This window comes from Streptococcus sp. oral taxon 061 (genome assembly GCF_964211575.1).
Classification (GTDB): Bacteria; Bacillota; Bacilli; order Lactobacillales; family Streptococcaceae; genus Streptococcus.
Window position 1 is genome coordinate 180,438 of the sequence record NZ_CAXOQQ010000003.1, and the last position, 12,159, is coordinate 192,596.

Consider the following 12,159-nt stretch of genomic DNA (forward strand, 5'->3'; position numbering starts at 1 on the left):
TGATAAGACTATGACAAAAAAGAGATTACCCCAGAATAAAGTAAAGAAGAAAAACAATAAAAAGCTTGGCACTTTTGTCTTGCTTTTGTTTCTAACAATGTTAGCACTCGGTAGTGTGATTACCTATAAAGTGTTGAACAAGCAAGCCTTTGAACAGAAGATTGAGAACCTCAAGAAGGAAAAAGATGACGCCTACTCCCAAGGAAGTCAAAAAGAGCATTTCCGCAAAGAGAAATCTGAAATCATCACCTATTATCCACTAGTCGGGGACAACCTTATCTCCTCTGTCAAAGATATCATCGTAAAAGACATCACTGACAAAGTAGAAGGTAAAGAACAGTTAATTTTTTATTACTCAGAAAAAGGGGATTCCTCTTTAACTGGGGTTGAAAATCGTTTGATAAAAAAACAGGCCTATGACTTGGCAAATTCTAATGTAGTCGAATTGGAAAATACTACTTTAGACCAGCTGTATCTGAAAGAGGATGGCTCTATCTTTACCTTGGATCAATTCTTTACAGACCCATCCACAGCCAAAGAAAAAATCCTTGAGGGAGTTAAGTCAACTCTACAAGATAAAAAAATAGATCAATCAGTTGTTGACCAAGTTTTAGCTGATTTCTCAGCTGCAGAATTGTCAAGCTGGAAGTTTGCTTACAAAGATAGTCAATTGGTTCTATATTCAGTCAAAGCAATGACTAATGTAGAAGAAATAGCAATGCCTATTTCAGATTTCTTTGATTATATTCAAACATCCTATCTAACAGAAAAAGATGCTGAACTTTATAAAAAAGTTCAAGCGGAAAAACATAAAAAAGTGGTAGCTCTTACCTTTGATGATGGTCCCGATGGCAATACAACACCACAAGCCTTGGATATCTTAGCTAAGTACAAAATCAAAGCTACCTTCTTTGTCCAAGGGAAAAATATTGCAGGTAATGAAGCTATCCTCAAACGTATGCAGGCTGAGGGCCATGAAGTTGGAAATCATAGTTGGAACCATCCAGTTTTAACACAACTCTCATTAGAAGATGCTAAGAAACAAATTACGGATACAGAATCAGCAATTACTAGTGTTCTCGGGAAGAGTACAAAATTGATGCGTCCACCATATGGTGCTATTTCGGATGATATTCGTAATAGTCTCGATTTGAGCTTTATCATGTGGGATGTAGATAGCTTAGACTGGAAGAGTAAAAACGAAGCTGCTATTTTAACAGAAATTCAACGTCAAACGACTGATGGTTCTATTATCCTTATGCACGATATCCATCAAACATCTGTTAACTCATTGCCAAAAGTTATTGAATATTTGCAGGGACAAGGGTACAGCTTTGTTACAGTCTCTGAGTTACTAGGGAATCATGTAAAACCACATGAGATATACTATTCTCGTAACCAATAGTTGAAATTAAATTCAAATATTAGAAAAAAACTAAAAAAGATTATTTTTATCTTGACAAGTAGGAAAAAACTTGATATCATATACAAGATGAGAAAAGCAGAAGTGAGAACTTCTCGCCTTGCGACTAACGTTGTCTGGCCCCTACAGATCAAGTTTCAGAAATGAACTATAATCATGTAGAGCGGATTTGCGTTAGCAAGTCCGCTCTTGTTTTTCTCTAAAATTAAAAAAGAGGTGAAAACCATAGCAAAGCAAGACTTATTCATCAATGATGAAATTCGTGTACGTGAAGTTCGCTTAATCGGTCTTGAGGGCGAACAATTGGGTATCAAACCACTTGGTGAAGCGCAAGCACTTGCGGACGACGCTAATGTGGACTTGGTTCTCATTCAACCTCAAGCTAAACCTCCTGTTGCGAAAATTATGGACTACGGTAAGTTCAAATTTGAGTACCAGAAGAAACAAAAAGAACAACGCAAAAAACAAAGCGTTGTGACCGTGAAAGAAGTTCGATTGAGCCCAGTTATTGATAAGGGTGATTTCGATACGAAACTTCGCAGTGCTCGCAAGTTCCTTGAAAAAGGGAACAAAGTGAAGGTTTCCATTCGCTTTAAGGGTCGTATGATTACCCATAAAGAGATTGGAGCAAAAGTTTTAGCCGATTTCGCTGAAGCAACTCAAGATATTGCTATCATCGAACAACGTGCTAAAATGGATGGTCGTCAAATGTTCATGCAGTTGGCCCCAGCAACTGACAAGAAATAATCTGTCAGAAAGTTAAAAAAAGGAGAAAATATCATGCCAAAACAAAAAACACACCGCGCATCAGCTAAACGTTTCAAACGTACAGGTTCTGGTGGACTTAAACGTTTCCGTGCTTACACTTCTCACCGTTTCCACGGAAAAACTAAGAAACAACGTCGTCATCTTCGTAAAGCATCTATGGTGCATTCAGGAGATTTCAAACGTATCAAAGCAATGCTTACTCGCTTGAAATAATCGCGTATTTGTAAGTTAACAATTCTAGGAAATATTGGAGGAAATATAAATGGCACGTGTTAAAGGTGGCGTTGTATCACGCAAACGTCGTAAACGTATTTTAAAATTAGCAAAAGGTTACTATGGAGCTAAACACATCTTGTTCCGTACTGCGAAAGAACAAGTAATGAACTCTTACTACTATGCATACCGTGACCGTCGTCAAAAGAAACGTGACTTCCGTAAATTGTGGATCACACGTATCAATGCGGCAGCTCGTATGAACGGACTTTCATACTCACAATTGATGCATGGTTTGAAATTGGCTGAGATTGAAGTTAACCGTAAAATGCTTGCTGACTTGGCTGTTAACGATGCAGCAGCTTTCACAGCTCTTGCAGATGCAGCTAAAGCAAAACTTGGTAAATAATGTTTAAAAAGTTTCATTTCTACTCTAGTGGTTTAAGCTACAGGAGTGTAATGAAGCTTTTTTTATTTTCATGGTATAAACAAGGAGTACCATCTTTTGTTTAAGGAAATAGGACTTTTCCTGTATAATAGTAGTATGTTAAAAGATATGGAGTTAAAAAATGATTGTAGGTATTGATTTAGGAACGACTAACTCTTTAGTTGGAGTTTATCAAGATGGTCAAGTAAAACTGATTCCAAATGCTTTTGGAGAATATTTAACACCATCTGTTGTTGCATTGGACGATAATGACCAGATCATTGTAGGAAAAATTGCAAAGGAACGCTTGGTGACACATCCTGACAGAACTCTTTCCCAATTCAAACGATTTATGGGAACCAAACATGAATTAGTCCTTGGAAATAGAACCTATAAAGCAGAGGAACTAAGTTCTTTTGTCATTCGAAAATTAGTGGATGATGCAGAGACTTACCTTGGTGAAAAAGTTGAGGAAGTCATTGTCAGTGTACCAGCATATTTTAACGATGCTCAACGCTATGCTACAAAATTGGCAGGGCAATTTGCAGGGGTTAAAATAGAGCGTATTATCAATGAGCCTTCCGCAGCTGCCCTTGCTAAAAAATCTATGAGCAATCAAGAAGACCAGTCTTTTGTGGTTGTCGATTTTGGTGGTGGTACGCTAGATATCTCGGTTGTTGAGTTGTTTGATAACGTTGTAGAGATTGTGTCTATCGCGGGTGATAATCGATTGGGAGGTGAGGATTTTACTGCAGTAATTGCTGAGGAATTTTTAGAGTCGAATCAATTGTCTAAGAAATCTATTTCTCGGGAATTTTACAGTAAAATACTGGTTCAAGCTGAGAAGGCAAAGTTGAATCTGAATATCAATGAAGAAGTGCAGATGCTAGTAATGGATCAGGAAAAGGAGTACTCTTTAGACCTAACTTATCAGCGATTTTATGAGCTTTGCCAGCCTTTGCTTGCTCGACTAAAATCCGTACTAGATAGAGCCTTGATGGATGCGCGCTATAGTTATGTATCCTCTGACAACTTTGTTCTTGTCGGCGGGACTTCAAAACTTCGTTTAGTTCAAGATTTTCTATCTTACTGTATTGACCAAGCGGTTCAATTAACTGATGATCCTGATAAAATGATTGCAAAAGGTTGTGCTCTTCTAGCGGGAATAAAGGGGCGTCAGGGAGAGGTTCGCGACTTATTATTGTCGGATATTTGTCCTTTTACGCTTGGAACTTCAGTAGTGGGTGATCGTTTTTCTCCGATTATCGAACGCAATTCTCCTTTACCTGCTTCACGAACAGAACATTATTACACTGCAGAACTAGGACAAAGTCAAGTGAGAGTAAAAGTCTATCAAGGAGAAATGATGAAGGCTTCACAAAACTTATTTCTAGGAGAATTGGAAGTTCCTGTGCCTGTAAACCATGAAGCTAACGAAGGTCTCACTATACGATTCACCTACGACTTAAATGGGATTTTAGATGTAGAAGTAACCATCGACTCAACACAGGAAGTCTTTAACCATGTTATTCTTCAAGAGAGTATTACTCTGACTGAAGATGAAATCAAAGAAAAACAAGCCGAGCTAACTCGCTATAAGATTAATGCCCAGGAAACTGAGGTTTACCGTTTCTTGATTGAAAAAGCCAATCGTGTGTATAGCATGCTCTTAGGGAGAAGGAGAGATGAGTTGATGGCAGAAACTAGACGCTTTGAAGAGGAAGTCAAACAAGCATCTATGTATCATTTACCAAAACTTTATCAATCATTTTCTAACTATCTAGAATTTCTAGAACGAGGTCTATGAGAGGGGATTGTATGAACAAATGGGAAATCTTAGGAATTGAGCCAACTCATGATGTTAAGCTTATTAGAAGACGTTATGCAGAGCTGGTTCGACTCTATCACCCAGAGGACCAACCAGAAATCTACCAACAAATTGTGGAAGCCTACCAGTCTGCTTTGAGAGAAGCACGGTCTAAAAAGACCGGACAAGAAAGTGGTAGAAGTGCAGCTAGCTCAACTCAGTAGCTCAATGAACAAGAAAACAGAACGACAAACTCAGCTACCAATTCACTTGATTTTGAATCTCTTGAGTCTGAGGAGAAAACAGAGAAGGAAGAATCTACAAAGTCTTCTCTTGACTTCGGTGATGTTCATGAGACTGCTGCTTCAAATGAAAGCTACAAGGAACCAGTCGCTCCTCGACTAAATTTTGAAACGGTCAACGAAGATACAAGTTCTCAAGAGGTAGCTGCATCTAGAAATGTCTTAGATTTTAGTGATTATCTAGAGTCAGAGTATTTGATTCGAAATGCAATTGAAAGTATTGTAGGGAATCCTGACTATACCATAGAAGAACAAGAAAATCTTTGGAAACAGCTCTTTAATAACTATCAAGACAGTTTGTATTTTGTTAAAAATGTCCTAGAGGAAATGGATGTTTATATTTTTAACAAACCTGAGCAATTCTCTATCATCATTCCCTTACTGGAAGACTATGTACCAGACTTTAAGTATTGGGGTTACTACTATAAACTTGAGTTCTGGAGAGAAAAAATAAAGGAAACCGAAAAGTATGAAGTTTCCCTTGAAAATGCTAGGAAGGAAACAGAGCAGTTTTATGCTTCTTATCTGATGTGTCAAGAGATTCTTGACGATTTTCAAACAGCCAATCAAATCAGATCCTGGATAGAATTTTTCAGACATTCTTATTGGTCTAAAATGGTACTATTTCAGTTGAATGAAGAAGGGTACAATATTAAGAGCATTCCAGTATTGGCTTATATTCTTGATATGATAGGCCAAGTAAAGACTAAAGAGGACCAAAAAGCCTATGATGAACTTCTAGCTTACTTTGAGGAATTACAAGCAGATTCAGAAGAACCATTCGATATCCATTCTTATAATTTGCTAAATCCTTCAGAGCTTGAGGAAGCCCTGTATCTCTTAGTCTATACGCCATATCAAGACGAAGCTATACTTGTAGACTCTTGGAAACACCTTCTAGAAAAGACTCAGGATAAATCTCTCTTACTTCAATTATTAGAGGAAATTGATGTTTATCCATTTACAAATAAGAAGGTTTTGAATCTTGTTTTTCGATTTGTAAAAAATAACATCAAGGATGAAGAAAATCCTTATCTAAAGAAATTCAATTTTTGGAATGATATTTATTCCTATCCTTGGGCTATCAAGAAATATGAGTTCAATAAAAAAGAGAAATTTGATTACTGGTATTATGAGGGTTATCTCTTTGTCGATAAATTGTTAAAAGATGATAAACTCATCAATGATTGGACGATTTGGAAACAAGTTTTTAAAAAGAAGCCTCGCATTTATCCTATCTTTTTTCAACAAGTTTTTAAAAAGAAGCCTCGCATTTATCCTATCTTTTTTCAACAAGTTTATAAGGGGTATAAACGTTTTACAGACGGAGAACTATTGCAGTTTATATTGGGTCAATTTCACACCTCTAGTATGGCTCCACGTTTTATGACAGAAGAGACAGACCAGAAATTAGAAGAAATGACCAATTATGCCTATCAACTCTGTCATCCGAATCCTAAAGTATCTTATCTTTCTCGGATTAAAAGAGATGTTCTTAAAAATAGGCTCTTAACTTTTACCTTTGCGACTTTAACCATTGTCAGTTTTATTCTAAGCGTCTATGATGAACCTGGTTTAAATAGATGGCTATACATAGGAATGATTTCTCTCTATAATTATTACATGCATAGGAGACTTGACCAACCAATCAAAGAAGGACTCAATACCCGAGGGCAAAAAATAAAATTTTATTATAATAGAAATCTTTGGGTTTTAACAGTAATACTGCTTTCCTTTGTTCCAGTTATTCCACTTGGACTCATCTCTTGTCTATTATTTATAAGCATTTTTTCTATTATCGATGGTTTCCATGTTCGTTATGGGTTGAGAGTGACCTATTCTTTGAACAAGTTAATTCCACTGGGGCTGTTTCTATCAGCTGGTTTTTTAGTTGCTTTGGCTACCGAAAATGAACTGAGTTTTAGTTTGGTTTTTAACTATCTTTATATTCTCATTCCTGTTATTGCAGTAGTTTTCTATACAAAACTGAAGTCAGGTTTTCCATCTTCAATTATAAAAGTGTTTCTTCCAGCCTTGTTAGGTATCCTTGTGTTTTACCTCATTCCCTATGTTCATGTTCGGTTAGCTTTCTTTGATGCTGTTATCCTTAGTATGGATACGTTTAAAATAACACTGATAGTATTCTTAAATGCAATTGCCTTGTCTTATTTCACCAAGGAACAAAATTCAAGCGCTGCGGTAATGAAAATTCATATGTTGTATGGTGTCCAGATTCTTATTTTTCTCCGACGCTTATTTATCATTTTATTTGGTCCGGTAACTGATTTACTTGCTAAAAAGATTGATGTTAATGTTCTCTTGATGAACAATGAATTTGCTTTCTATTTCTTAGAATGGCTCTTTGTCCTTATCTTACTCTTACTTGTACGAAATATTCGTAAGGATAATCGTGAAGATATTGGATAGCATTGAAACATAGACTAAAGGTCTATAGTACGTGTTTCTAGCAAATTTTGTCCATTAAGGGTATAATGGGATTAGTAAAATAAAAGAGGTAATGATATGGCTTCAAAAATGTTACACACTTGCTTGCGAGTAGAAAATCTTGAAAAATCAATTGCTTTTTATCAAGATGCTTTTGGATTTAAGGAATTGCGTCGTCTGGACTTCCCAGAACACGCTTTTACCATTGTTTATCTAGGTCTTGATGGCGATGATTATGAATTGGAGTTGACTTACAACTACGATCATGGACCTTATGTTGTAGGTGACGGTTTTGCTCACATCGCTCTAAGCACACCTGACCTTGAGGGTCTTCATAAAGAACATAGCGACAAAGGCTACGAAGTGACAAATCCAAATGGACTTCCAGGAACACAACCAAACTATTACTTTGTTAAAGATCCAGATGGATACAAGGTAGAAGTGATTCGTGAAAAAAACTAAACTAAAAGATCACAGCAACAGCTGTGGTTTTTTAGTTTCATGATTAGAAAGAAATTGTGCTTCTATTTTTTAAAATGGTATAATAGAAAAAGAAATAGGGAGGTGAGAAAGAATGATTGCCCAACTGGATACGAAAACTGTCTATAGTTTCATGGAGAGTATGGTTTCAATCAAGAGATATGTCAGCCTTGGAAAAGAATATGGCTATTCATCACTTGGAATCATGGATGAAGATAATCTCTATGGAGCCTATTATTTCATCAAAGAATGCCAAAAACAGGGGATTCAGCCTTTATTAGGTCTTGAAATGACTGTTCATCATAAAGATGAATGGATCAATCTACGTTTTTTAGCCCTATCAAACCGAGGTTATCAAAACCTGATGAAGCTGTCGTCTCTGAAGATGACAGGTAAAAGAGAATGGGCTGACTACTCTTCCTACCTTGAAGATATTGGTATCATTGTTCCTTATTATTCTGGAATGAATGACTTGGACTTAGGGCATGAATACTATATCGGAGTGTTTCCAGATACAGCTCAATCGAATTTTTCTCACCCTATTCTCCCACTTTATCGTGTTAATTCTTTTGAAGCTGAGGATTTAGAAACACTTCAAATGCTCAAGGCGATTAAGGAAAACGTGACCTTGCGAGAGGTTGATGTTCAATCTCAACAGGGCTTATTTTTGCCTGCTGAACGTCTTGAACAGTTTTTTCTAGAGAAGTTCCCAATCGCACTGGATAATCTTGCAAGATTGGTCAAGGATACTTCCTACGAGATTGATAGTAGTCTCAAGCTTCCACGTTTCAATCCAGAGAGACCTGCTGTTGAGGAACTTCGAGAAAGAGCTATCAAGGGCTTGGAACAGAAAGGTTTACTAGATTCAGTTTATCAGGTACGTTTAGAAGAAGAACTGTCTGTGATTCATGATATGGGATTCGATGACTATTTCTTGGTTGTCTGGGACCTTTTACGTTTTGGTCGGTCTCAAGGCTATTATATCGGGATGGGACGTGGTTCTGCGGTTGGAAGTCTAGTGGCCTATGCCTTAGATATTACAGGGATTGATCCTGTAGCTAAAAATCTTATCTTTGAGCGTTTCTTGAATCGTGAACGTTACACCATGCCAGATATTGATATTGATATTCCAGATATCTATCGCCCTGAGTTTATTCGTTATGTTCGTGACCGCTATGGTAGTATCCATGCTGCGCAGATTGTCACTTACTCGACCTTTGGAGCTAAGCAAGCCATCCGAGATATCTTCAAGCGTTATGGTGTCCCTGAGTATGAGTTGACAGCTATTACAAAAAAAATTGGATCTAAAGATACTCTAACGACAGCCTATGAAGGAAATCTTGGTTTTAGACAACTCATTCAGAGTAAGATGGAGTACCAAAAGGCCTTTGAAATTGCCAAAAAGATTGAAGGTTATCCACGACAGACTTCTATCCATGCAGCTGGTGTCGTTATCAGTGACAAAAATCTAACAGATTATATCCCTCTCAAGTATGGAGAGGATATGCTCATTACCCAGTATGATGCCCATGGAGTTGAAGGAAATGGCCTGCTCAAGATGGATTTCTTGGGTCTACGAAACTTAACCTTCGCTCAAAAAATGCAGGAGCTCTTATATGAAACTCAAGGTATTTCACTAAGAATTGAGGATATTGATCTTGAAGATAAGGCAACCTTAGCCCTCTTTGCAGCTGGTAAGACAAAGGGAATCTTTCAGTTTGAACAACCTGGGGCTATTCGCTTATTGAAGCGCGTGAAACCAGAAAACTTTGAAGAAGTAGTGGCGACGACTTCCTTGAACCGACCAGGTGCGAGCGACTATATAGATAACTTTGTTGCCAGAAAACATGGAAAAGAAAAGGTTACGGTTCTGGACCCTGTGCTAGAAGATATTTTAGCTCCAACCTATGGCATCATGCTTTATCAAGAGCAAGTGATGCAAGTAGCTCAACGCTATGCAGGTTTCAGTCTTGGAAAAGCCGATATGTTACGTCGTGCTATGGGGAAAAAAAATGCGGCCGAGATGCATCGGATGGAGGAGAGTTTTATCCAAGGCGCCCTCGAAAAAGGGCATGGACAAAAACAGGCTCAAGAAGTTTTTGCTGTAATGGAAAAATTTGCCGGTTATGGTTTTAACCGTTCGCACGCTTATGCATATGCTGCCTTAGCTTTTCAGCTTGCCTACTTTAAAACACATTTTCCAGCAATCTTCTATCAGGTCATGCTTAATTATGCCAGCGGGGATTATATTCTAGATGCGCTTGAAATGGGCTTTGAACTAGCTCCGCTTTCTATCAATACGGTTCCATATCAAGATAAGTTAGCTGATAAGACAATTCATCTAGGACTTAAGAGTATCAAGGGAATGCCTCGTGATTTTGCCTACTGGATTATCGAGCATCGTCCATTTAGCAGTGTTGAAGATTTTATCACACGATTACCCAAAAATTATAAAAAGATTAGCCTCTTAACCCCTTTAGTGGAAGTAGGTCTTTTTGATGGATTCGATAAAAATCGTCAAAAAATCTTAACCAATCTACCAACTCTATTTATCTTTGTAGAAGAATTAGGTAGCCTCTTTGCAGATTCTAGCTATAGTTGGACAGATACAGAGGACTTTTCAAATATTGAAAAATTCCAAAAAGAGCAGGATTGGTTAGGAGTTGGAATTAGCCAACACCCATTGCTGGTTTTAGCGAAGAATCCTTTGTATCCGATCGTGAGTTTATCTGAGCTTTCCGAGGGACAGACAGCTACAGTTCTCGTTGAGATTCAGTCTATCCGAGTGATTCGAACTAAAAAAGGTGAAAACATGGCCTTTTTGAAAGTTACTGATAGTAAAACAAGTTTGGAGGTCACTGTTTTTTCTGAACAGTACCGCCAATTTAAAAATCTTTTGAACGAAGGAAGTTTCTATTACCTAAATGGGAAAGTTCAGGCTAGGGACGGACGACTTCAATTAGTTTTAAATAATTTAAAAGAGGCAGTGAGTGAGCGTTTTTGGATTCAAGTTCCCAATCATGACCACGATGCTGAAATTTATCATATTTTAGATCAGTACAAGGGACAAATTCCTGTTGTCATTCGTTATGAAAATGAACAAAAAAATATTCTTTTGCCTGGTTATTTAGTTGCAAAAGACGCTGGCTTACAAGAATCTTTAAAACAGATTGTCATGAAAACGATTTATCGTTAAAAATCAATGAAAATAAAAGAATTTTAACTTTAAATATGGTATAATCAGTTAGAATGTTAAAAGAAAAAGGAGCAAAACCAAATGAAACGTATTGCTGTTTTGACTAGTGGTGGGGACGCCCCTGGTATGAATGCTGCCATTCGTGCAGTTGTTCGTCAAGCAATCTCAGAAGGAATGGAAGTTTTTGGTATCTATGATGGATACGCTGGTATGGTTGCTGGTGAAATTTATCCACTTGATGCTGCTTCAGTAGGAGACATCATTTCACGTGGTGGTACTTTCCTTCACTCAGCCCGTTACCCTGAGTTTGCCAAACTCGAAGGTCAACTTAAAGGGATTGAGCAATTGAAAAAACACGGTATCGAAGGTGTCGTGGTTATCGGTGGTGACGGTTCTTATCATGGAGCTATGCGCCTGACTGAGCATGGATTCCCTGCTATTGGACTTCCTGGAACAATCGATAACGATATCGTAGGTACTGACTTTACAATCGGATTTGACACTGCAGTAACAACTGCAATGGATGCAATCGATAAGATTCGTGATACATCATCAAGTCACCGTCGTACTTTCGTTGTTGAAGTAATGGGACGTAACGCAGGTGATATCGCTCTTTGGGCAGGTATTGCAACAGGTGCTGACGAAATCATCATCCCTGAAGAAGGCTTCAAATTTGAAGATATCGTAGCAAGCATCAAAGCTGGATATGAACACGGTAAAAAACACAACATTATCGTTTTAGCAGAAGGTGTCATGTCAGCAGCTGAATTTGGTCAAAAACTAAAAGAAGCTGGCGATACAAGTGACCTTCGTGTCACAGAACTTGGTCACATCCAACGTGGTGGTTCACCAACTGCTCGTGACCGTGTATTGGCATCTCGTATGGGCGCACACGCTGTTAAACTCCTTAAACAAGGAATCGGTGGTGTTGCTGTCGGTATTCGTAACGAGAAAATGGTTGAAAATCCAATTCTTGGAACAGCAGAAGAGGGAGCTTTGTTTAGCTTAACAGCTGATGGTAAGATTGTTGTTAACAATCCTCATAAAGCTGACCTTGAACTTTCTGACTTGAACAAGAGCTTGTCATAATCAACTTTA

The 12,159-nt window shown here is 37.8% G+C and carries 8 protein-coding genes, 1 pseudogene and 1 other annotated feature; all 9 genes and pseudogenes read left to right on the forward strand.

Annotation, left to right across the window (positions count from 1 at the left end; genetic code table 11):
- Nucleotides 1–10: 10 nt before the first annotated feature.
- The 9 genes and pseudogenes from pgdA (at nucleotide 11) to pfkA (ending at nucleotide 12,150) form a co-directional block, all read left to right on the forward strand.
- Nucleotides 11–1,405, forward strand: coding sequence for a peptidoglycan-N-acetylglucosamine deacetylase PgdA (gene pgdA / locus AB8E63_RS03595; protein ID WP_368909982.1), 1,395 nt, complete (start codon nucleotides 11–13; stop codon nucleotides 1,403–1,405).
- Nucleotides 1,406–1,493: 88 nt separating this feature from the next.
- Nucleotides 1,494–1,624, forward strand: a sequence feature (ribosomal protein L20 leader region).
- Nucleotides 1,625–1,639: 15 nt separating this feature from the next.
- A complete protein-coding gene (gene infC, locus AB8E63_RS03600) occupies nucleotides 1,640–2,170 on the forward strand; it encodes a translation initiation factor IF-3 (protein WP_004253871.1) in 531 nt (176 codons plus the stop codon).
- 33 nt (nucleotides 2,171–2,203) lie between these two features.
- Nucleotides 2,204–2,404 (forward strand): 50S ribosomal protein L35, encoded by a 201-nt coding sequence (gene rpmI, locus AB8E63_RS03605; protein WP_001125942.1) that lies wholly within the window; start codon nucleotides 2,204–2,206, stop codon nucleotides 2,402–2,404.
- 49 nt (nucleotides 2,405–2,453) lie between these two features.
- Nucleotides 2,454–2,813 (forward strand): 50S ribosomal protein L20, encoded by a 360-nt coding sequence (gene rplT, locus AB8E63_RS03610; protein ID WP_000124834.1) that lies wholly within the window; start codon nucleotides 2,454–2,456, stop codon nucleotides 2,811–2,813.
- Nucleotides 2,814–2,973: 160 nt separating this feature from the next.
- A complete protein-coding gene (locus AB8E63_RS03615; RefSeq protein ID WP_368909985.1) occupies nucleotides 2,974–4,638 on the forward strand; it encodes an Hsp70 family protein in 1,665 nt (554 codons plus the stop codon).
- A gap of 11 nt (nucleotides 4,639–4,649) precedes the next feature.
- Nucleotides 4,650–7,367 (forward strand): annotated as a pseudogene (locus AB8E63_RS03620) (J domain-containing protein).
- Nucleotides 7,368–7,463: 96 nt separating this feature from the next.
- On the forward strand, nucleotides 7,464–7,847 hold the full coding sequence (locus tag AB8E63_RS03625) for a VOC family protein (RefSeq protein ID WP_368909987.1): 384 nt from the start codon (nucleotides 7,464–7,466) through the stop codon (nucleotides 7,845–7,847).
- A gap of 112 nt (nucleotides 7,848–7,959) precedes the next feature.
- On the forward strand, nucleotides 7,960–11,061 hold the full coding sequence (locus tag AB8E63_RS03630) for a DNA polymerase III subunit alpha (RefSeq protein WP_368909989.1): 3,102 nt from the start codon (nucleotides 7,960–7,962) through the stop codon (nucleotides 11,059–11,061).
- Nucleotides 11,062–11,142: 81 nt separating this feature from the next.
- A complete protein-coding gene (gene pfkA, locus AB8E63_RS03635; RefSeq protein WP_004253883.1) occupies nucleotides 11,143–12,150 on the forward strand; it encodes a 6-phosphofructokinase in 1,008 nt (335 codons plus the stop codon).
- Nucleotides 12,151–12,159: the final 9 nt, after the last annotated feature.